The organism is Pseudomonas sp. AC193, assembly GCF_979258075.1.
In genome coordinates this window covers 1,607,626-1,629,049 of record NZ_OZ409832.1, presented here as the reverse complement: position 1 = coordinate 1,629,049, position 21,424 = coordinate 1,607,626, and the positions used below count along the sequence as shown (strand labels likewise).

Here is a 21,424-nt window from a genome sequence, read left to right as displayed (position 1 = left end):
AGCGGGCTTGCTCGCGAAAGCGGTGTGTCAGTTAATTAGATGTTGGCTGACCCACCGCTTTCGCGAGCAAGCCCGCTCCCACAGGGGGAATTGTGGGGTCAAAGAGTTGGTGGGCGCAGCACCAGGGCGAACAGCTCACCATGTCCGGTGACATTGAGCTTTTGATAGAGATTGCGCCGATGCACTTTCACCGTTTCCGGCGAAATCCCCATCTGCTGGGCGATCGCCTTACTGGAGAAACCCTGCAAGATCAGCCGCGCCGTGTCGTTTTCACGCACCGTCAGCCGCGCATCGAAGCGATCCAGCAACGTCGCCAGATCGCCGACCAGCACTTCAGCAACCGCCCCTTGCGGCGGCAATAGCTGCACATGCCGGCGCATCGCTGCGAGCACCCAGTCGCGCACACACAGCAGCCGGCCCTGCTCGGCCATTTCGAACGGCGTCGAACGCCCCATCGATAAGCCCAACACGCTGCCATCAACGTTAATCATGAACTGCAACTCATCCGCGCCCACCACCGAGCGGAAGTAGCTCTGGTAGTACTCACTCTGCAAAAACTGGTCAGGCGCCACCGACGCCAGGCTGTGCAAGCCATCAGCGAGCCCCGCCGAAGCGGCCTGATAAAACGGATCGAGCAGGTACATGCCGGCGGTGTAATCGGCGAGGTTTTCCTGTTCTTCGACAGCGCCCTTGCTGTCGATATCAATCAGCAATTGCGGCGCCTGGCCCGCCTTCATCACCGCGACCAAGGCGTTATCCATCGGCACCAGCAGGCGCAAGGTATCGACCAGCGCCCGCCAGAATCCGTCCTGCCCGACACAGGTGAAGACCCGCGCCAGACTTTGATGCACAGGCAATTCCTGCAACAACGCGTCCACGCTCTACCCCTTTTGTGTAACCCATGATGGGAATGGGTCAGGCGCGATCGGATCGATAGGCTGACCGCACTTGATCAACACCGGCCGCATTGGCCAGAAGTGTCGAATCATGCGGGGTCATCGAGGGGATATCAACCGGTGGTCCAGAAAGTAAAAACACCGTAAATCCCTGTGGGAGCGGGCTTGCTCGCGAAGGCGTCGTGTCAGGTGACACCTGCGTTGACTGAACGGACGCTTTCGCGAGCAAGCCCGCTCCCACAGGGTTTGGTGATCGGCTCAATATTTTTATGGAGAGACAGAAGTCAATGAAACCTCGTGCCCGTGACCTCAACATCCGCATTGGCCAGATGCAGCCCGGCCCGCTCAATGCGATCACCGACGTGCCCGGTGTGCGTGTCGGCCACAGCAACGTGCGCGGTAAAAGCACGGCCGGTCGTGACATTTGCACTGGCGTCACCCTGATCGAACCGCGTCAGGGTTCGACCAACCGGCAACCGTGTTTCGCCGGCGTGCATGTGCTCAATGGCAACGGTGACGCCAGCGGTCTTGAGTGGATTCGCGAGGCGGGCCTGTTGACCAGTCCGATCGCCTTCACCAATACCCACAGCCTCGGCGTGGTGCGCGATGCGCTGATTGTGCTGGATCGTCAGCAGCAACCGGACGATGGCCGTCTCTACTGGAACATGCCGGTGGTGCTGGAGACTTACGACGGGTTGCTCAATGACATCAACGGCTTCCACATCAAACCTGAACATGTCGCCGAAGCCCTGCACAACGCGGTCGACGGCCCGGTTGTGGAAGGCGCGGTCGGCGGTGGCAGCGGCATGATCTGCCATGAATTCAAGGGCGGCATCGGCACTTCGTCGCGGCGATTGAGCGCTGCGCAGGGCGGCTGGACAGTGGGTGCGATCGTCCAGGCCAACCACGGCATTCGCAACGAATTGCGGGTCGACGGTTACCCGGTCGGGCGCTTTATGGAACAGAAAGATTCACCGTTTTTGCGCGCCGCGCTGCCGCATCCGGGCATGGGCTCGATCGTGGTTTGTCTTGCCACCGATGCGCCGTTATTGCCACATCAATGCACGCGTTTGGCGCAACGGGCGAGCCTCGGTCTGGCGCGCACCGGTGGCGGCAATGAGGATCACAGTGGCGACATCTTTATCGCCTTCGCCACGGGTAACGATCACGTACCGCCGGCGGCTTATGAAGGTAAAGGCGCGGCGACGTGTGACGGCTTGCGGATGGTCAATAACGATCACATCAGCGAGCTGTTTCTGGCCGCCACCGAGGCGGTTGAGGAAGCGATCATCAATGCCTTGCTGGCCAGCGAGAGCACTGAAGGCAATGGCCATTCAGTTCAGGGGCTGGATGCACAAACCTTACTCGCCGCCCTCGAAAAGGCAGGCTGGCCTGGCTCGCGATAACCCCACAAATCCCTGTAGGAGCTGCCGAAGGCTGCGATCTTTTGATGTTGTTTTTCAAGATCAAAAAATCGCAGCCTTCGGCAGCTCCTACAGGGGTTATGTGAACATCTGATAACCGAGTTTCCGGGCCACTTGCAGCTGCAACTGCGGCTCGCGCAATTCTGACTCAGGCAACAACGTCGAACTCAGCACCGTCGCCCCGCTGTAATCGAAAATCCCGTGTTCAATCTGCGCCTTCATCGCCGCACCGTAACCGTGACGTTCATAGGTGCGTTCGTCCGCCCCGGCGAGTTGTACAAGGTGCACGCGCAAACGCTGCAGCAACTTCACATGCTTCAAGTCACCCGCAAAATCGAACGCCCAGCCATTGCTGAACACCCGATCAATCCAGCCCTTGAGCAGTGCCGGCATCGACCACCAATACACCGGGTAAACCAGCACCAACGCATCGGCGCGATCAATGCGTGCCTGTTCCGCCAGCACATCCCCCGGCGGCGAGGCCTCGCGATGATGCACGGCAAAATCCGCTGCGCCGAAACGCGGTTCGAAGCCTTCAGCGTAGAGATCGGCGATCTCGAAGGTGTTGGCCGGATCGGCTTCGGTCAGGCCGGCAGCAATTTGTGTGGCAACGCTGTGGGTCAGTGAGCGCTGATCGTGATGAGCAACAACAATCAATGCGTGCATGGCAATTCTCCGGTTGGTGAGGCTGATCAAGGCTTATATACTCTTGGTAAGTTACGAAGCTTAAGTTACCTTTGGTATATAAACCATGTCAACTGATCAACTGACCGATAAGAATTCCCCCGCGCAACCGCGCAAACGCCTTTCCCGTGAGGATCGCCTGCGCCAATTGCTCGATGTCGCCTGGCAGATCATTCGCGCCGAGGGCACCGATGCGCTGACCCTCGGCTATCTCGCCGAAAAGGCCGGCGTGACCAAACCGGTGGTCTACGACCATTTCGTCACCCGCGCCGGCCTGCTTGCGGCGTTGTACCGCGATTTCGATGCACGCCAGACCGTGGTGATGGACGCCGCGATCGCCGAATGCGAGCCGACACTCGTCGGCACCGCTTCAGTGATTGCCAAGGCGTATGTCGATTGTGTGATGTTTCAGGGAACGGAAATTCCGGGGATCATCGCCGCGCTGGCGAGCACCCCGGAACTGGAGAAAATCAAGCGAGAGTACGAGGCGATCTTCCTCGAAAAGTGCCGCCGCGACCTGGCGCCTTACGCCAATGGCGGGACGATCACTGCTGCCGGACTACGTGCAATGCTCGGCGCCGCCGAAGCGCTGTCGCACGCTGCCGCCAACGGTGAAATCAGCGCCGAGGACGCGATCAACGAGTTGTTCGCAACCATCATCGCAATGGTCGAACGCGCCACTGTCAGGCTCTAGTGCAGGGTCAGCCGCTGACGGACAAATTCTTCCGTGTGGCGAGTGGTTTGATCCAGATGGCGATCGCGCTGCTTCTCGGCATCGAGCATCGCGCGCTTGCTGTTTTTCTGTAGCAGATACGTGTGAATCTGCTGCACTTCCAGTGAGCGGTAAATCGGCGTGGTGTCGATGAAACCGCGCAAGCCGTTGCTGCGGTAATGCCGGGTGCTCATCAGTACCTGGGTCTCGCGCGAGCCGATCACCTCAAAGCCCAGCGCTTCGAAATACGGGACTTTGCCGACGGTGCAGCCCAGCTCCGCATGCGGATAACGGCCGAGCATTTCGCCGATCATCGCCCGCGCCACGCCTTGCCGCCGGTGCCCTTCGCGCACCGCCATGTAGGCGACACTGCACGCTTCCCAGTCGCCCTGCACCGGCAGGTACAAAAGGAAACCGATCACCTGTTCCGGATCTTCATCGGCGGTCGCCACCAGCAACTCGACTTCGGTGCCCTTGTCGCCATTCAACGCTTCCAGATACAAATGCACCTCGTAGCCCACCGCGTACTGATACACGTTGTACAGCAGGTTGCTCGGGCCCAGGCCAACCGCGCTGATGTCGGTCAGGTAGTCGACGACCATTTGCAGAATCTGGCTGTTGACGCCCTCGGGGCATGGGGATTTGTAGTGGGTGATGCGAGGCATGGCAGCTGAACTCCGGCAGAAAACCGCGACATCATACCTTGTCCCTGCGCCAACCCCTGTAGGAGCTGCCGAAGGCTGCGATCTTTTGATCTTGTGTTTAAAAGCAAAATCAAAAGATCGCAGCCTTCGGCAGCTCCTACATTGGGAAAGTCGGGGTATTACTGCTGCGGCGCCACCACTTTGATTTTGATCGCGATGTCCTTCGACACCACGGTGTCCGCCCACTCCCCCGCGCCGAGCCCAAACTCGTCGCGCTTGAGCAGCAACTCTCCGTCAAAAATGCCGATGGCGTTCTCCGGCTTCAATTCAACCGGCACCTGCACGTCGCGGGTGATGCCTTTGAGGGTGAGCTGGCCGGCGATCAGGTAGCGGTTTTCCGCCACTTGCGTGAAATGGCTCGATTCGAATACCGCGACGGGGAATTTTTCCGTGTCGAACCACGCCGGTTTCACCAGTTCGGTGTTGGCGTCTTCGCTGCCGGCATCGATGCTGGTGAGGTCGATGTGCAGCGTGGTGTGGGCATTGGCGAGATTGTCGGAATCGAAGCTCAGCGTCGCCTCGAACTTGCCGAACGTGCCGTACATCCGCGAGCCCATCTGGTTATAGGTGAAGCTGATCTGACTGGCGGTCGTGTTGACCCGGTTGTATTCAACCGCCTGCGCAATCGACACGGCGCACAGGCAAAGCACGGCAGCGAGCAGGAATCGGATCGACATGGGATTCTCCGGGCAGCGCTTGCCGTCGAGGGCCTCGATTGACTTAAGCAAACATCCGCCGGTTATGCCACCTCAGGTGCTTTCGATTGCGCTACTGCCCTGCGAGGGCGCCGTCGTAGTTTTCAAACCCGCGCGTAGCTTGTGACGCAGTGCCAATATCGGTTTTTCGACGAAGTAATACGACACGCAACTCAACCCGAACGCGAGAACCAGAACCGCTGTAACCATCTGCGCGTCATACGCCACCGGCCAGAACCCGCGCAGCAAGTACATCACCACAAAATGGTTGAGAAACACGCCATAGCTGATATTGCCGAGCAATTCGTCGACGCGGTGATACTTGAATCGCGTGAGCACCAACACCGCCGGAATCCCCAGCGCGATGCCCAGTGTGACCTCAGCATTGAACGGATGGCGCGTAATCACGCCGGTCATGATCGCCACAAACAAAATGCTGGCCGCCACGGTGGTCAGCCCGGCCACGAGCAACCCTCTGGCCTGCGGGCGGTACAAATAGCTGCCGCACAGAAAGATGAACAGCACCCCCGGCAGCAGGCGATAGCCGTAGACATCGGTGTTGATGTAACCGAAACACGCCACCAGGAAAACACCGACCGACAGTACAAATGCCACACCGCGCAGCTTGAAAATCAGCAGAAACGGGAACACCAGGTAGAAGCACAGCTCAAGCCCCAGCGACCATCCGGCCGGGAGAATCCAGCTACTACCGACGCCGAACATATAGAAGCCCAGCGGCAGCATCGTCAGGCTGGTGAGAATTTTTTCAATCGTCAACTCGGCCGCTTGCGGCGTGCCGGGTAGCAGCCAGTGAATCACTGCACAGGAAGCGAGGAAATACAGCAGAAATTGCGGATAAAGCCTGAGCGCCCGGTTCAGATAAAACCGCCCGACGCTGGCCGTGGTTTTATAGTTGCGCTCGATCAGCGAAGTCATCACGAAGCCGCTGATGATCAGAAAGGAAATCACGGCGACCACACCGGGGTTGAGCCCCGCGAACGTCTTGCCCATATGTGAAACGGCTACCAGAACAGCCAACAGCAGTCGAAAAGCTCCCACTTACACCCTCGAACGTTCTTATATTTATGGCGCGTAAGCTACGATGCTTTCCCTGATATTGCCAGTAACAAAAAGGGTGGCCCCACAGGACAACCCTTGCTCTCGTTCATCTCCCCACCCTGTGGGAGCGAGCTTGCTCGCGAAAGCGGTAGATCTGCGGCAATGATGTTGAATGTGACCACGCCTTCGCGGGCAAGCCCGGCTCCCACAGGTTGCCATGCCCTGCACAGAATCTCGGACAAAACCAAAATCCCTGTGGGAGCGGGCTTGCTCGCGAAAGCGGTATATCTGCGGCAATGATGTTGAATGTGACCACGCCTTCGCGGGCAAGCCCGGCTCCCACAGGTTGCCATGCCCTGCACAGAATCTCGGACAAAACCAAAATCCCTGTGCGGGCTTGCTCGCGAAAGCGGTTTATCTGCGGCAATGATGTTGAATGTGACCACGCCTTCGCGGGCAAGCCCGGCTCCCACAGGTTGCCATGCCCTGCACAGAATCCCGGACACAGCCAAAATCCCTGTGGGAGCGGGGCTTGCTCGCGAAGGCGCGAGACCCGTCAACCGAGCATCAGGATCAAACCATCCGCTCGATCTTCTGATGCTTCCACACCAGTTTGTAATACAGCGTCTGCAACACCAGCATCCCCAGATACGCCACCGGAAACGCCATCCACACACCCTGCAAACCGTACTGGCCATCAAGCCAGTACGCCGCCGGCAACTGCACGCCGACCACACAAATAATCGCAATGATCACCGGCACCAGCACTGTGCCACTGGCGCGCATGATCCCGCCGATGATCGCCTGGAAGCCAAACACCAGCAGGCTCCAGAGCATGATGTGCAGCAGATGCTCGGCCATCGCCCGGGTTGAGTCTTCGGTCAGGAACAAGCCAAGCAGCCAGTGCGACAGCAGGTAACCCAGCACAATCAACCCACCGGTCAGGCACACGTTGATCAGCAAACCCGTGCGCAGAATCGGCGCCATGCGCTCCAGACGCCCGGCACCAATCGCCTGTGCGCCCAGAATCGACGCAGTGATGGCAATCGACAACGCCGGAAACTGCACGTAGTTAACGATCTGCGTCACCGCGCCATACGCCGCCGTCGCCTGCGAACCGTGCTGATTCACCAGCGCCAGAATCACCAGTTCCGACAGAGAAAGAACAATCATCTGCACGCCAGTCGGCAGGCCTATACGCAGCACCTTGCCGAGGATTGCACCGTTGAGCCGCAGCGCTGCAAAAAACTCTCGATCCGGCGCCAGCGGATGGCCCTTGCGGATCAAGCGCCACGCCAGCCACGCCATCGCCGCGAGGTTACCGGCCAGGCCCGCGTACGCCGCACTTTGAATGCCCAGTTGCGGCAGGCCAAACCAGCCGCGAATCAACGCCGGGGTCAGCGCCAGACCCACACTGGTCGAGACGATCAGCGCCAGCAGCGGCGACAACGTGTCACTCACCCCACGTAGCAACTGGGTGAACAGCACAAACACCAGCATCGACGGCAGAATCCACATCATCACGTGCGCGTAGGCCACCGCATCGTCCAGCACATCCGCCGGCGTGCCCAATCCGGTCAACGCCTGCCGCGCGAACACACTGCCGAGCACTGCCGCAATCAAACCAATCAGCACACCCAGCAACAACGTTGCGCCGGCGATGGCTTTAACCATGTGCGGCTCGCGCGCGCCCCACGCCTGACCGATCAACACGCCCGCGCCCGCGCCAAGGCCGATGACCAGCGCGATAAAGAAGAAGATGATCGGAAACATCCCCGACACCGCCGCCAGCGCCTGAGTGCCGAGCATCTGGCCGATGTAAATGCTGTTCACCGTGCCCGACATCGACTGCAGAAAATTCGACAACACCATCGGGGCGAGGAACAACAAATACGTTTGCCAGAGGGGTTTGGTGACGGCTGGGGTTTGCATGGGGCAGGAGGTCCATCTCGACGGCAGGAAGGCTTAAGGAGGATAGCTTCGATGAGTTGTCGGCGGGGCGCAATTAACATTTAAGCTTCGTGTTTAATTTCGCCCTGAAGCGATGCCGAAGTCTGTGGTAAACAACACTCCACCCATTGTTCGTGATTGAGATTTTGCTCATGCCGCACGTTCCAAATCTGCTGACCAGCGCCCTCCTCGTTCTTCTCGCCGGCAGCGCTTGCGCCGCCACGCCCAGCGCTGCTCCCGAAGCCTTGAAGCCGTTGTTGATGACGTTGAACGAGCGCCTGAACATCGGCGATCTGGTAGCGCTGACCAAGTGGGACAGCGGCAAGCCGATTCAGGACAGCCCGCGTGAAGCGCAGGTGATTGCCAATGCGCGCACGCTGGCCGCCGAGCGCAAACTTGATGCTGAAGACGTGGCGCAATTGATTGCTGCGCAAATGGAGGCCAATAAACTGGTGCAGTACGGTTTGCTCGCACAATGGCAAGCGGCGGGTGTGGCGCCGGACACTGCACGCCCGGATCTGGGCAAGCAGATTCGGCCGCGACTGGATGAGCTGCAGAGCCGATTGTTGCAGCAGTACGCTGATTTCGCGCCTTACCGTCGGGATCCGAATTGTTCGAGCTGGCTGGCGGAATCGCGCAAGGGATTGGCGCGGGATGCGCTGCATGAGTTGGCGTTGATGCGGGGCACCGGTGAATTGTGTGTGCGGGCGGCGAGGTAATAAAGTCAAAAGATCGCAACCTGCGGCAGCTCCTACAACGGTCAGCGACGGGTCTGACAAATCCTGGCGCAAGTGACGACTGGCGGTCGGTCGATCATTGCGCATACCATCCGGCCACAACTTCAAAACAGAATCCGCTCGCCCATGCTCAAAGCCAGTCTGCGTAGCCATCTCACTCTTTGGTTTGCCGGTTTATCCCTGCTGACGCTGCTGAGCGTGGGTTTCTACGTCGGTCATATCGCCACCGAGCAGATGAAACAGGCCAGCGGCAATGCGCTGCTGAGCACCGCGCGCTCGGCGGCGGCATTGCTTGGCGAACAGTTGCGCGAGCGGCAACTTGAGGTTTATTTGCTCAGTCGAGCGCCGCATCTGGAGCGCGGCGATCTGGACAACCCGGCGATTCTCAAGTCGATGCAGTTGCGCACCCAGGCCCGTGCCGAATATGCGTGGATGGGCGTGGCCGATGCCGACGGTCTCGTGCATCAGGCCGTAAACGGTTTGCTGGTCGGTCAATCGGTGCAACAACGGCCGTGGTTCCAGGCTGGTCTGCGCAATGAGTACACCGGTGATCCGCACGAAGCCGTGTTACTCGCCAAATTGCTGCCGGGATTGCCGAATGGCGAACCGTTGCGCTTCATTGACTTCGCCGCGCCGATTCACAACGCCGAGGGCCAAGTGATTGGTGTGCTGGGGGCTCACGCACACTGGAGCTGGGTGACGCGGATTGTCGAATCGGCGGCGGTGTCGCACAAGGATTCGGCGCCGGATCTCGAAGCGCTGATCATCGATCATGACGGTAAAGTGCTGTACCCGGAGGCGTTGATGGGCCAACAGGTCGCGGCCAACGATCCGAACTCGCCGGGCTGGACGGTCGGCGATGGTTATCTGACCAGCCGTGTGACCGTACCGACACCGTCGAGCACTGCATTGTCGTGGTCGATTGCTGTGCGCCAACCGCTGGACACTGCCCTGCAACCGGCGCGCCTGCTGCTCTACAAACTGTTGCTGTTGGGCGTGTTCGCGGCAATCGGTTGTGGCTTGGTGGCGTACTACCTGGCGCTGTACCTCAGCCGCCCGATTGAACAACTCGCTCGCTCGGCCAAACGCGTACAGAACAATCAACCCGGCGCACACTTCCCGCTGCAACATCCAGTGCAGGAAATTGCCCAACTCGGCCAGTCGATCGATGCGATGACGCAATCACTGCTCGGCAAAGAACGTCAGTTGCAGGAGGCCAATGCCTCACTGGAAGCGACCGTCGCGCAACGCACGGCGGCCCTCACCCAAGCCAACGCCGAACTGCTCAGTCTGGCGACCCACGATTCCCTGACCGGCGTTTTCAACCGTCGTCGCTTCGACGAAAAGCTTACCGAGTACAACCTGCTGTTCCGCCGTACCGGCCGCCCGTTTGCCTTGCTGCTGATCGACGCCGATCATTTCAAACGGATCAACGACACCTACGGCCACGCCATCGGCGATGACGTGCTGGTGCAACTGGCGCAACTGATTCGCGAGAGCACCCGCAGCACCGATTTCGTGGCGCGCTACGGTGGTGAAGAGTTCGCGGTGTTGTTGCCGGAAGTCGCGCAACCGGATACCCCTGAAGTGGTCGCCGAGAAAATCCGCACAGCCATCGCCAACGCGCATTTCCCTCATGTCGGCAACATGACCGTCAGCATCGGCATCGGCCTGGCGGATCCGGCTGACAACAGCCAGACCCTGCTGATCAAACGCGCTGACCAACAGCTGTACCGGGCAAAAGCCGCCGGGCGCAATCAGATCGCCTGATCAGCCCTGCTTCACTTCGCAGATCCCGTTGGCCTTGTTCTTCCCGGTGTACGACACCCCCGGTGAACCATCGGGATTGATGCTCAGCGAAATGGTCACGCCCGCGCCTTTGGCCTCGAAATAGTTGTCGTTGAATTTCTTCAATTTGGCTTCCTTGCCATTGATGTAGATCGGCCCGCCCTCATCGGCGTGAACTTCGATCTTGCCCGGGCAAGTGGCATTGAGCATCGGAATGCCAGCGTGGGCCACTGATGCGATGAGCAACAAAGGTGCTGCCAGCAACAAAGATTTCATGGAAAGCTCCTTGGTTTCGGCGACATGCCGCGCTGTCAGCAATAACCCAAAATCGCCCATCCCACCAGTGTCACCGTTGTCGCGGGGGGTCAGGTATTGGTTTTCAACTTCGTCCACAACCGCGTCGTCAGCCGCGCAATCGCTGCCGGCAGTTCTTCGACGGTGAACAATTTGTCCGTCACTTCTTTTGGCGGATAAATCGCCGGATCGCCGATCACGTCCTGATTGAGAAACTCATTGGCCGCCGCATTCGGATTGGCGTAATGGATGCTGTTGCTGATGTTGGCAATTACCTTCGGTTCGAGCAGGTAGTTCATGTAGGCGTAGCCGTTCTTTTCATGCGGCGCGCTTTTCGGCATGACCATCATGTCGAACCACAATGTCGTGCCTTCGGTCGGGATCGAATAGGCGATGTCGATGCCGTTCTTGGCTTCCTTGGCGCTCGCCGCTGCTTGAACGATGTCACCGTTGAAACCGATCACCGCGCAGACGTTGCCGTTGGCCAGGTCGCTGATGTATTTCGAGGCGTGGAAATACTGGATGTACGGGCGGATTTTCAGCAAGGCCTGCTCGGCTTGTTTGTAGTCGGCCGGTTCGTGGCTGTGCGGCGGCAAGCCGAGGTAGTTGAGGGTGATCGGCAGCACCTGTGTCGGGTTGTCGATGATCGCCACGCCGCACTGGCTCAGCTTCTTGATGTTCTCTTCGTCGAAAAACATCTTCCACGAACGGGTGATGTCGGTGTTGCCGAAGATCGCTTTGATTTTTTCGACGTTGTAGCCGATGCCGGCCGTGCCCCACATGTACGGGTAGCCGTACTGATTACCTGGATCGTTGACTTCGAGTTTCTTCATCAACACCGGGTCGAGGTTTTTCCAGTTCGGCAGTTGCGACTTGTCGAGTTTCTGAATCGCCCCGGCCTTGATCAGGCGCGAGAGAAAGTGGTTCGACGGGCTGACCACGTCATAACCGGTGTTGCCGGTCATCAACTTCGACTCCAGTACTTCGTTGCTGTCGTGGATGTCGTAAGTGGTCTTGATGCCGCTGGTCTGGGTGAAATTGGCCAGCGTGTCCGGGGCGATGTAGCTGTTCCAGTTGGAAATGTTGACGGTTTCGTCGGCACAAGCGGCCGCCGACGTTGCAGCGAGGGCGATCGCCAGGGTGAGCGTAATGATGCGCATGTTCTATCACCTGAAAGGAAGTGGCTTTTTTGTTCTTCTGCGGTTCGCGGATTTTCAGATTTCTGTTCTGGCCCTGACCGCCTCCACGCGCATGCGAAGCATGGCACCGATGTCGAAGAAAGGACGCGGCGGCAACCAGCCAGGTTCGGCGCGCTGCATCACTGATTGCAGCAGTGGCGAGTCAACGCCCGAGGCCAGTTCTGCCAGCAGTCGGCCCCACAAGGTTCCGCGCGCAACGCCGGAACCGTTGCAGCCCGCGACGGCGTACACGCCCTCTTCCACCCGGTCGAAATACGCCTGACCGCTGCGGGTAGCGCTCAAATGACCGGTCCAGGTGAATTGAATGTCGCGCTCGTCGAGGAAGGGAAAACGCCGCTGCAATCCAAGTACATGATGCTGGCGACGTTGCGCGAGTGCGCCGTTGGACAGGTCGCGCGTGCGGTATTCGGCGGTGTTGCGGATCATCACGCGGCGATCCGGGGTCAGGCGCACGGTGGCGCCGAGTGGCCGGGTCGACAGCACGCCCCAAGGCTCGACCGCGCCAATCGCCTGAAACTCGTGATCGGTCAGCGGCCGCGTCAGACTGGCGCTGAGTTCCATCGGGAATGTGCCGCTATCGTTGATGCCGACCCGAGGGATAAATGCGTTCAGGCACACCAGCACTTTCTTCGCTTCAACGCTGCCGTTAGCCGCGTTGGCGCGCAGCCCGCCCTGACTCAGACGCTCGACACTGGCGATGTCGGTGTCCTCATACACGGTGATGTTGCCCGGCAGTGCGTTGAGCAAACCTTTCACATACTTGGCCGGTTGCAGCAGCGCATTGCCATGGCCACACCAGATCGCGGCGGCGTAGTGACGGGTGCCAAGTTTCTGCGCCAACGGTTCACCTTGCAGAAACTCGGCCCGGGCACCGAGCGCGCGCAACGTCGCCAGTTTGGCCTCGACATGATCAAGCTTGGCCGCGTCATTGACCGCAAAGTAATAACCGCTGTCGCGAAAGTCGCACTCGATCGCGTGCTGGCCGATGCGCTGACGGACTTCTTCGCTGGCCGCACGGGAAATCATCGTGTCGGTTTCGAACCCGGCAAATCCGGCGGTGCCGATCAATTCGCTGTGCGCCGGGTGTTCGTGAGCAACGACAAAACCCGAATTGCGCGCCGAAGCACCTTGCGCCGCGCATTGCCGGTCGACCACCACAATGCGTGCCTGCGGATGCATTTCGGCAAGCGTGTGCGCAGCGCTGAGGCCGGTAATGCCGGCGCCAATCACCAGCCAATCGGCCTTTTGCGCGCCACTCAGGCGACCGCGCTCCGGCGAATGGCCAGCCTGCGCGATCCAGCCGCATATGTTTTCCATACATCACCTCATAGGACTGTCGTTCAACGGCTTGCCTCTGTGTAAAGTGCATGCGTGAATCGCATGGACACCTTGAGAAGATCGCCGCCAGAGCTAGAATCTATAAGGTCTTCGTCAGACCAACCAACGTTATAAAATCATCGAGCCATTCTGAAATCGCATGGATAAAATTCGCCACGTACCGTCCCTTCAGGCCATGCAGGCACTGGTCGAAGTCGCCGATTGCGGCAGCTTCACCTTGGCGGCGCAGAAGCTGTGCCTGACCCAAAGCGCGGTCAGTCGGCAAGTTCAGCAACTGGAAAGCCACTTCAATGTCGCGCTGTTTATCCGCACCAGCCGCAGCCTGCGCCTGACCGCAGAAGGCGAGCAGGTGCTGGCCAGCGCGCGCAGCATTCTCGAACAACTGAAAAATCTCGAAGAGCGCCTCGCCCCACAGGAGCGGCCATTCCGCATCCGCATGCACGTGTCACTGGCGGTGCGCTGGCTGCTGCCCAAACTCAGCGACTTTTACCTCAGCCATCCCGAGGTTTCCTTGGCGATTGAGACGGTCGCCACCGAAGTGGTTGAGCCGGCCAGCGACAGCGACGCGTACATTCTGTATCTGCCGCAAGCGACCAGCGACCCGGCGTATCTGACGCTGTTTGCAGAAACGCTGGTGCCGGTGTGCGCGCCCAATCTGCCGGGCGCACCGCGATCAGTGGACGAGTTGCAGCGTTTTGCCTTGCTGCATCGCTCGGCTGATCGTCAGGCGTGGTTCGAATGGCTGGCGGCGAATAATGGAAAACCGCTGGAGGATTACCGGCACATCCCGTTCAACCTTGATGAGTTGGCACTGGATGCGGCGGCGCGCGGGTTGGGCGTGGCGGTCACTGACATGACGCTGGCGGCGGAGTCGCTGGAGCGCGGCGTGTTGGTGGTGCCGTTCGGCCCACCGCTGAAAACCGGCGGCATTTATTCGCTGTGCTTGCAGCCGTCAGCGGCGACGCACCCGGCGTGTGCATCGGTGATGCAATGGTTCACCAAACAAACCGACACCCCACAATCCCCGTAGGAGCTGCCGAAGGCTGCGATCTTTTGATCTTGCCCTTAAAAAACCAGATCAAAAGATCGCAGCCTTCGGCAGCTCCTACAGGTGTTCCGAGAAGGTCTGCAGGTAGGCGAGCAGGTTGTCGAGTTTCTCTTCATCGCTCAGGCCCCAGAAAATCATCCGCGTGCCTGGCACCACGCCTTTCGGGTCTTTGAGATACGCCCGCAACGTGTCGGCATCCCAGGTCACGCCGGAGTTTTTCATCGCGTCGGAATAGACGTAATTGGCCGAAGTACCGGCAGGCCGACCGACGATGCCGTTGAGTTCCGGGCCGAAACCGGGGCGGGCCGACTCACCGACCTGATGGCAACCACCACACAAACGCGGGAAGATTTTTGCCCCCGCTTCAGGGTCGCCGGCGGCTTGGGCAGTTGAACAGGTGGCGATAAGGCTCAAGGCCAGGGACAGTAAAGCAGTGGTTTTCATCGAACGATCCAAAAACAGGCGCTACACAATTGCGGCAAGCCTAACATTTTGTGCAAGGCAGTTTTTTACAGGTAAGCGCCGATGATCTTTCTGACGGTGATCAATGCCTGACGCAAAACGGCCATGTCCACCGAGCCCAGCGCCAGCCGAATCGCATGCGGCACATGGGCGGACACCGCAAATGGTTCGGCTGTGGTGACGGAGATCTGATGCTGCTGCAGTTCCACGACGATCTGATCGGCGCGCACATCTTCCGGCAGCGGCAGCCACAAAAAATACGAAGACGGATGGCCGATGCACGACAGCCCTTTGAGCAATTCCGCGGCCAATTTTTGCCGTGCTTTGGCGTCGTTGCGCTTCTGTTCCTCAAGCTCAATGACGGTGCCATCGTCGAGCCAGCCGCAGGCAATCGCAGTCATCACGCCGGGCGTGTTCCAGGTCGTGGCGCGAATGACGCGTTCCAGCGCCGGCACCATCCCCACGGGCGCGGCGATAAATCCGACGCGCAAACCGGTGGCGATGTTTTTCGACAGTCCCGACACGTACACCGTGCGCTCCGGCGCCAGATCAATCAGCGGGCGCGGTGGGTTTTCCACCAGAAAGGCGTAGGCCGCGTCTTCGATGATTGTCAGATCATGCCGTCGGGCGATCGCCAGCAGTTGTTCGCGTTGATCAATCGGCATTACCCAACCCAGCGGATTGTGCAACGTCGGCATGCTGTACACCGCGCGTACCGAGCGCTGCCGACAAAGCTTGTCCAGTGCCTGCAAATCCGGGCCGTGCGCGGTCAGCGGGATCGCCACCACTTCCAGATGCAGCGCTTCGGCCAGCACTTTGAACCCGGAATAGGTCAACGCGTCAGCGGCAATCACATCACCCGGTTTGAGCAACGCCATCAGCGTCACCGCCAGCCCTTGCTGCGCACCGTTGACGATCAGCACTTGCTCGGCCTCGACCTGCACGCCACGGCTTAGCAGATGTTGCGCAACCGACGCGCGCTCATGGACGCGACCGGCGTGCGGCTGATAACGCAGCAACGCTTCGAGATCGCCCGACAACGCCAACTGCCGCAGCGCCGTGCGCAGCAGATCGGCCTGACCGGGCAACGACGGGTAGTTGAAATTGAGGTCAATCATGCCGACCGCGACGTCCTTCTGATCGATGCCCTGCCCCGGCGACAACGAGGTTTCCCGCACAAAAGTGCCGCGCCCGGCCTCGCCACTGACCAGGCCCATCGCCTCCAGTTCGGCATAAACCCGTGAAGCGGTGACCAGCGCCAGCCCTTCGCTCGCCGCCAGTTGCCGGTGCGTCGGCAGGCGCGTGCCCGGCGACAGGCGACCCGAGCGAATGTCATCGGCGTAGGTATCAACCAGCGTCTTGTATCGGGAGCGCGGCATGTCGGCTGTATCCATGACAATTCTTTGATTGTGCTGATTCTCAGCCATAGGATTCAAATGACGCAACCCCACCTTTGAGCGCGACCTGGCATGGAACGAACCTCGAATCTGACGAACCCGGCACTGGAAAAAACCAGCGGCTGGATCAACGGCTTTATTGGCGTGGTGATTTTCAGCGGTTCACTGCCGGCCACGCGATTGGCAGTGCTGGAATTCGATCCGGTGTTTCTCACGGTATTGCGTGCCGCCATCGCTGGGGTATTGGCCGTGGCACTGCTGTGGCTGTTTCGCGAACGGCGCCCCACACGCGATCAGTGGCTGTCGTTGTTCATCGTGGCGATGGGCGTGGTGCTCGGATTTCCGCTGCTGACTGCGTTGGCATTGCAACACGTGACGTCAGCGCATTCGATTGTCTTTGTAGGATTGCTTCCGTTGGCCACGGCGATTTTCGGCGTCCTGCGCGGCGGTGAACGGCCGCGTCCGGTGTTCTGGATTTTCTCGGTACTCGGCAGTGCGCTGGTGGTGGGGTTTGCGATCTCTCAAGGCCTGACCGCTTCGCCCACCGGCGACTTGCTGATGCTGGCCGCCATCGTCGCCTGCGGTCTGGGCTACGCCGAAGGGGCGAAACTGTCGCGCAGCCTCGGCGGCTGGCAGGTGATTTGCTGGGCGCTGGTGCTGTCGCTGCCGCTGATGGCTGTACTCAGTCTGTGGCTGGCGCCCGCCTCGTTCAGCACCATCAGCCTGTCGGCGTGGTTGTGCCTGGGCTATGTGTCGCTGTTCAGCATGTTGATCGGTTTTGTGTTCTGGTATCGCGGCCTGGCGCAGGGCGGGATTGCGGCGGTGAGTCAGTTGCAGTTGTTGCAGCCGTTTTTTGGCCTGGCGCTGGCGGCGACACTGCTGCATGAACACGTCAGCGTCGGCATGCTCGCGGTGACATTGGGCGTGATTCTGTGCGTCGCCGGAGCGAAGAAATTCGCCAAATAATCCCTAAGCGCCAGCCTTCCACTCGCGCGGGCTGAGCCCGGTCTTGCGGCGAAACGCGCGAGCCAGCGCCGAAGGGCTTTCGTAACCGACCTCTGCAGCGATCAGCGCAATTGGCTTGCCCTCGCGCAAACGTTTCTGCGCCAGGCTGACCCGCCAGCTCAGCAGATAATCAGCCGGCGTCTGCCCGACCACGCGGCGAAACTGCTCGGCAAAACTGGCGCGCGACAGGTTGGCGACGCTGGCCAGCTCGGCCACGCTCCACGGTTTATGCGGCTGCTCGTGCATCTGGATCAAGGCCCGCGACAAACGCGGATCGGCGAGCCCGGCCATCATCCCCGGTTGTTGATCGCGACTGCTGATGAGGTGGCGCAACAGCAGAATCACCAGCAGTTCAAACAGCCGATCCATCACCGCAACCCGCCCGCAGTGTCCTTCGAAGGCTTCCCTGAACAACCATTCCAGCGTGCTGCCGAGTTCGGGAATGTCGCTGAGTTTCAGCACCAGATAATCCGGCAACGCGGTGGCGAGTGCATTGCCCGATCCGCCGTCGAACGTCAGCGTGGCGCAGACCACGCGGGTGTCCATGGACTCGTCGGCAGACATTCGGTGGGGAAACGGTCGCGGAAAGAAAATCAGCGAGGGTTCACTCAGCCTGAACTCGCGTTCGTTACCCGGCCTGAGCAGCAACTCGCCCGCCTGCAACAGATGCACATGCCCGCACGGCTCGCCCTCATGCACGCTGATGCCGCAAAACGCGCCGCTGTGAAAGGTGCCGGCATTCACACCGAAGTGGCTGAGCAAAGTAGAAAGGCGATCCATTGGGCGACTCCTGCGGGCGAATCTGGACGATCTGCCGCATATCGTCGACGATTTGCCGCCAAAGCACCAGTTTCGCTCACTAACATTCATTCCATCGCCGACGCAGTTCGCGCCGGACTTTCGGAGAATCACCATGAGCCGCATCAACGCCATCAGCCTCGAAACCGCCACCGACGCCACCCGCCCCGTGCTGGAAGGTGTGAAGAAGAAAATCGGTTTCCTGCCGAACCTGTTCGCCACACTGGCCAAGGCGCCGGTCGCGCTCGACACCTACGTGCAGGCATCGGCGACACTGGGCAAATCGTCGCTCAGCGCCAAGGAAAAAGAAGCGGTGTACCTGGCGACCTCGCAGGTTAACGGCTGCGATTACTGCCTGGCGGCGCACACCTTTTTCGGCAGCAAGGCCGGGTTGTCGGCCGAGGACATCGTCGCGGCGCGCCAAGGTGAGTTGAACGCCTATGCCGCCCTCGCCTATCAATTGACGGAAAGCCGTGGCCACTTGAGTGACGAGCAGATCGCCGCCGCTCGCGCCGCGGGGATTGATGACAGCAAGATCATCGAAGTGATTGCCGTGGTCGCGGTGCAGACCCTGACCAACTACCTGAACAACGTGGCGCTGACCGAGATCGACTTCCCGGCCATCGACGCCTGATTAGAAGACCCGTGTAACCCTTGTGGTGAGGGGATTTAGCGAAACGTCGCACCGCCCCGTTGGATTGCGGAGCGATCCCTCTTTTAACTAGAAAACAGGGGCCTGCTGCGCAGTCCAACGGGGATAAATCCCCTCGCCACAAGTCAACATTCATCACAAAGTCGTGTAAGCGACGTGTGTCAGTCGTGATCGACGCCGGCGCGCTTGAGCAGTTTTTTGCAGCGCTCGGACAAGTGGAATACCTGCAGATCCTTGCCTGCCTTGGCGTAACGCTCACGCAAGGTTTTCAGTGCGGCAATCGCCGAGTAATCGACAAAGCTCAGATGCCGGCAATCGAGGGTGACTTTTTGCGGATCGGTCGCCGGGTCGAACTGGTTGAGGAACGGCGTGGTCGAGGCAAAAAACAGCGTGCCGTGCAGACGATAGAGTTTGCTGCCATCCGCTTCCAAATGCTCATCGGCGTACAACTCGCGCGCCTGCTGCCAGGCGAAATTCAGCGCAGCAATGATGATGCCGCACAGCACAGCGGTGGCCAGATCGGTGAACACGGTGATGGTGGTCACCGCGATGATCACCAGCACATCGTTGAGCGGGACTTTGTTGATGACGCGCAACGACGCCCAGGCGAAAGTCTGCTGCGAGACCACGAACATCACCCCGACCAACGCCGCCAGTGGAATACGCTCGATCAGCGGCGATAGAAACAGAATGAACAACAAAATCAGCACGCCCGCGACCACACCGGACAAACGTCCGCGCCCGCCGGAGCTGAGGTTGATCACGGTCTGGCCGATCATCGCGCAACCGCCCATACCGCCGAATGCGCCCGAGACCATGTTCGCCGCGCCCAGCGCCACGCATTCACGATCCGGGTAGCCACGGCTTTCAGTGATTTCGTCGGTGAGGTTGAGCGTCAGCAGGGTTTCCAGCAGCCCGACCAGCGCCATCAGAATCGCGTAGGGGGCGATGATGCGCAGGGTTTCGAAAGTCCACGGGATGTCCGGCAAGGCGAAAGTCGGCAGACCACCGGCGATATGCGCCATGTCGCCGAGGGTGCGGGTCGGCAGGCCGAACAGATAGACCAGCAGGCCGACGCCGAGAATCGCCACCAGCGCCGGCGGCACCGCTTTGGTCAGGCGCGGCAGGATGTAAACGATCGCCATGGTCAGCGCCACCAGCCCTGCCATCAGGTACAACGGCGTGCCGCTGAGCCATTCCTCACCGTTCTTGAAATGCTCCAGTTGCGCCAGGGCAATGATGATCGCCAGACCGTTAACGAAGCCGAGCATCACCGGGTGCGGCACCATCCGCACCAGTTTGCCCAAGCGCAGCAAACCGAACGCCATCATGATCAAACCGCCGAGCAGCACGGTCGCCAGCAGGTATTGCACGCCGTGTTGCACCACCAGCGCAACAATCACCACCGCCATCGAACCCGCCGCGCCGGAGACCATACCCGGCCGACCGCCGAACAAAGCGGTCAGCGTGCAGATGATGAAAGCACCGTACAGGCCCATCAGCGGATTGAGGTGTGCCACCAGCGCGAAGGCGATGCATTCGGGCAACAGGGCAAACGAGGTGGTGAGTCCGGCCAGGACATCGGCGCGCAGACGAATCGGTTTCATGGCTTACCTGACTGAGCGGCCGACGTCGGCGACCGCAGGTGTTCGGGGAAAAGTGGGTTGCGGATGTTACGGAATTGTCCTCGCAGCGGCCAGTGATCGCTGACAGTTATCGACCTGCGCTTTATGCTGGCGCGCTCAGTCCTCATCGAGTTCGAACATGTCTGCATTTTTAACCGCTCGCGAAGTTTGTCAGCGTTTGCGTGACGCGGCGCTTGAGATGCTCACCTTTAAAGTAGGCGAGGCGCCCTCCGCCTCCGGGCTGGTTGCCGTCGATATCGAGGGCTGGCGCTTGCTGCTGGATTTTGACGGCGGCCGATTGCATCACTGTGAATACGCGCGCGATACCGATGGGCGCGAAGGCGCGCTCGAGGGTTGGCAACGTTATGGCACTGATCCGGTGAGCTTGCTCAGTACTTGGGAATTGGCGCAGATCGAGCGGCTACTGGCGCAACCCCCTCAGCCCTGACGCAAGTCGAGCATGTAAGTGTAATAACCGGTATCGCGCACATACCCCAACGACTCGTACAAACCCTGCGCGGTGAAGTTGTCGGTGGCGGTTTCCAGTACGAGACCTTTGGCGCCGGTTTCCAGGGCAAACGCGCGGGCGGTGTTCATCAGCAATCGGCCAACGCCGCGACCCCGCGCGGCTGGCGTGGTGAACAGATCGCTGAGCAGCCAGGTGCGGTGGGCGTCGATGGAGGAAAACGTCGGATACAACTGCACAAATCCCAGCGCTTCACCGTGCTCGTCCTGCGCCAAAAAAATCGCCGATTCACCCGCCGCCATGCGTTCGGCGATGAAGGCGCGCGACTGTTCAAGGTTCGACGGCTGCTTGTAAAAGCCTCGATACGCGTCGAACAACTGCGCCACCGCGTCCACCTGTGCGGTATCGGCGCGCAATGCCTTAATCGTCATGACCCCGTCCTCGTTTATTCAATGATCGAAGCAGCATAGCGCTGTCTGTCGAGTAAGCTG

22 protein-coding genes are annotated in these 21,424 nt (G+C 59.9%); 8 read left to right on the top strand and 14 right to left on the bottom strand.

Translation table 11 applies throughout. The features are described from left to right. Positions 1–98 precede the first annotated feature (98 nt). Positions 99–878 (bottom strand): helix-turn-helix transcriptional regulator, encoded by a 780-nt coding sequence (locus ACZZ0D_RS07525; protein ID WP_212551492.1) that lies wholly within the window; start codon positions 876–878, stop codon positions 99–101. Positions 879–1,183: 305 nt separating this feature from the next. Between ACZZ0D_RS07525 and ACZZ0D_RS07520 the strand changes: the two genes are divergently transcribed. Then, the gene (locus tag ACZZ0D_RS07520; RefSeq protein WP_463552808.1) at positions 1,184–2,302 is read left to right on the top strand and encodes a DmpA family aminopeptidase; all 1,119 of its coding nucleotides are present in this window, start codon (positions 1,184–1,186) and stop codon (positions 2,300–2,302) included. 96 nt (positions 2,303–2,398) lie between these two features. Here the strand turns inward: ACZZ0D_RS07520 and ACZZ0D_RS07515 are convergent, their stop codons facing one another. After that, entirely contained in the window at positions 2,399–2,986 is a 588-nt protein-coding gene (locus ACZZ0D_RS07515; protein WP_463552807.1) for an NAD(P)H-dependent oxidoreductase, read from the bottom strand. A gap of 85 nt (positions 2,987–3,071) precedes the next feature. Between ACZZ0D_RS07515 and ACZZ0D_RS07510 the strand changes: the two genes are divergently transcribed. After that, on the top strand, positions 3,072–3,698 hold the full coding sequence (locus tag ACZZ0D_RS07510; RefSeq protein ID WP_463552806.1) for a TetR/AcrR family transcriptional regulator: 627 nt from the start codon (positions 3,072–3,074) through the stop codon (positions 3,696–3,698). Here ACZZ0D_RS07510 and ACZZ0D_RS07505 read toward each other — a convergent pair. The 4 genes from ACZZ0D_RS07505 to ACZZ0D_RS07490 form a co-directional block, all read right to left on the bottom strand. Continuing rightward, entirely contained in the window at positions 3,695–4,381 is a 687-nt protein-coding gene (locus tag ACZZ0D_RS07505) for a GNAT family N-acetyltransferase (protein ID WP_053121525.1), read from the bottom strand. The two genes, ACZZ0D_RS07510 and ACZZ0D_RS07505, sit on opposite strands and share 4 nt — an antisense overlap. Before the next feature lie 158 nt (positions 4,382–4,539). Next, positions 4,540–5,097, bottom strand: coding sequence for a YceI family protein (locus tag ACZZ0D_RS07500; RefSeq protein WP_463552805.1), 558 nt, complete (start codon positions 5,095–5,097; stop codon positions 4,540–4,542). A gap of 72 nt (positions 5,098–5,169) precedes the next feature. Further along, positions 5,170–6,174, bottom strand: coding sequence for an acyltransferase family protein (locus tag ACZZ0D_RS07495; RefSeq protein WP_463552804.1), 1,005 nt, complete (start codon positions 6,172–6,174; stop codon positions 5,170–5,172). Positions 6,175–6,747: 573 nt separating this feature from the next. Continuing rightward, the gene (locus ACZZ0D_RS07490; protein ID WP_053121529.1) at positions 6,748–8,106 is read right to left on the bottom strand and encodes an MATE family efflux transporter; all 1,359 of its coding nucleotides are present in this window, start codon (positions 8,104–8,106) and stop codon (positions 6,748–6,750) included. A 170-nt stretch (positions 8,107–8,276) separates the two neighbouring features. Here ACZZ0D_RS07490 and ACZZ0D_RS07485 point away from each other — a divergent pair, with 170 nt between their 5' ends. Beyond that, complete coding sequence (locus ACZZ0D_RS07485; RefSeq protein WP_463552803.1) at positions 8,277–8,843, top strand: chorismate mutase; 567 nt, start codon at positions 8,277–8,279, stop codon at positions 8,841–8,843. Between the two features lie 144 nt (positions 8,844–8,987). Further along, positions 8,988–10,631: a sensor domain-containing diguanylate cyclase gene (locus ACZZ0D_RS07480; RefSeq protein ID WP_159815220.1), complete on the top strand. Its 1,644-nt coding sequence runs from the start codon at positions 8,988–8,990 to the stop codon at positions 10,629–10,631. On the opposite strand, the gene ACZZ0D_RS07475 is transcribed toward ACZZ0D_RS07480, so the two are convergent. The 3 genes from ACZZ0D_RS07475 to ACZZ0D_RS07465 all read right to left on the bottom strand — a co-directional run bounded on the left by ACZZ0D_RS07475 (position 10,632) and on the right by ACZZ0D_RS07465 (position 13,459). Continuing rightward, positions 10,632–10,925, bottom strand: a complete 294-nt coding sequence (locus ACZZ0D_RS07475; protein ID WP_159815219.1) for a hypothetical protein — start codon at positions 10,923–10,925, stop codon at positions 10,632–10,634. Positions 10,926–11,014: 89 nt separating this feature from the next. After that, the gene (locus ACZZ0D_RS07470) at positions 11,015–12,103 is read right to left on the bottom strand and encodes a polyamine ABC transporter substrate-binding protein (protein WP_463552802.1); all 1,089 of its coding nucleotides are present in this window, start codon (positions 12,101–12,103) and stop codon (positions 11,015–11,017) included. Positions 12,104–12,157: 54 nt separating this feature from the next. Then, a complete protein-coding gene (locus ACZZ0D_RS07465) occupies positions 12,158–13,459 on the bottom strand; it encodes an NAD(P)/FAD-dependent oxidoreductase (RefSeq protein ID WP_463552801.1) in 1,302 nt (433 codons plus the stop codon). Between the two features lie 160 nt (positions 13,460–13,619). Between ACZZ0D_RS07465 and ACZZ0D_RS07460 the strand changes: the two genes are divergently transcribed. Further along, positions 13,620–14,510 carry a LysR family transcriptional regulator gene (locus ACZZ0D_RS07460; protein WP_463552800.1) on the top strand — a complete coding sequence of 297 codons (891 nt, stop codon included), beginning with the start codon at positions 13,620–13,622 and terminating at the stop codon, positions 14,508–14,510. Between the two features lie 75 nt (positions 14,511–14,585). Here the strand turns inward: ACZZ0D_RS07460 and ACZZ0D_RS07455 are convergent, their stop codons facing one another. Together ACZZ0D_RS07455 and ACZZ0D_RS07450 are read right to left on the bottom strand one after the other, a co-directional pair. Further along, complete coding sequence (locus tag ACZZ0D_RS07455; protein ID WP_159815215.1) at positions 14,586–14,972, bottom strand: c-type cytochrome; 387 nt, start codon at positions 14,970–14,972, stop codon at positions 14,586–14,588. Positions 14,973–15,037: 65 nt separating this feature from the next. Next, positions 15,038–16,369, bottom strand: coding sequence for an aminotransferase-like domain-containing protein (locus ACZZ0D_RS07450; protein WP_463552799.1), 1,332 nt, complete (start codon positions 16,367–16,369; stop codon positions 15,038–15,040). Positions 16,370–16,459: 90 nt separating this feature from the next. On the opposite strand from ACZZ0D_RS07450, the gene ACZZ0D_RS07445 reads away from it, so the two are divergent. Then, positions 16,460–17,353, top strand: coding sequence for a DMT family transporter (locus tag ACZZ0D_RS07445; RefSeq protein WP_463552798.1), 894 nt, complete (start codon positions 16,460–16,462; stop codon positions 17,351–17,353). A 3-nt stretch (positions 17,354–17,356) separates the two neighbouring features. Here the strand turns inward: ACZZ0D_RS07445 and ACZZ0D_RS07440 are convergent, their stop codons facing one another. Continuing rightward, positions 17,357–18,172, bottom strand: a complete 816-nt coding sequence (locus tag ACZZ0D_RS07440) for a cupin domain-containing protein (protein ID WP_463552797.1) — start codon at positions 18,170–18,172, stop codon at positions 17,357–17,359. Between the two features lie 133 nt (positions 18,173–18,305). Here ACZZ0D_RS07440 and ACZZ0D_RS07435 point away from each other — a divergent pair, with 133 nt between their 5' ends. Next, entirely contained in the window at positions 18,306–18,824 is a 519-nt protein-coding gene (locus tag ACZZ0D_RS07435) for a carboxymuconolactone decarboxylase family protein (protein WP_401237380.1), read from the top strand. Positions 18,825–19,003: 179 nt separating this feature from the next. On the opposite strand, the gene ACZZ0D_RS07430 is transcribed toward ACZZ0D_RS07435, so the two are convergent. Then, entirely contained in the window at positions 19,004–20,449 is a 1,446-nt protein-coding gene (locus tag ACZZ0D_RS07430; RefSeq protein WP_463552796.1) for a SulP family inorganic anion transporter, read from the bottom strand. A gap of 157 nt (positions 20,450–20,606) precedes the next feature. Here ACZZ0D_RS07430 and ACZZ0D_RS07425 point away from each other — a divergent pair, with 157 nt between their 5' ends. After that, positions 20,607–20,915, top strand: coding sequence for a DUF7693 family protein (locus tag ACZZ0D_RS07425; RefSeq protein WP_463552795.1), 309 nt, complete (start codon positions 20,607–20,609; stop codon positions 20,913–20,915). Here ACZZ0D_RS07425 and ACZZ0D_RS07420 read toward each other — a convergent pair. After that, positions 20,906–21,364, bottom strand: coding sequence for a GNAT family N-acetyltransferase (locus tag ACZZ0D_RS07420; RefSeq protein WP_463552794.1), 459 nt, complete (start codon positions 21,362–21,364; stop codon positions 20,906–20,908). The genes ACZZ0D_RS07425 and ACZZ0D_RS07420 overlap by 10 nt on opposite strands. Positions 21,365–21,424 lie beyond the last annotated feature (60 nt).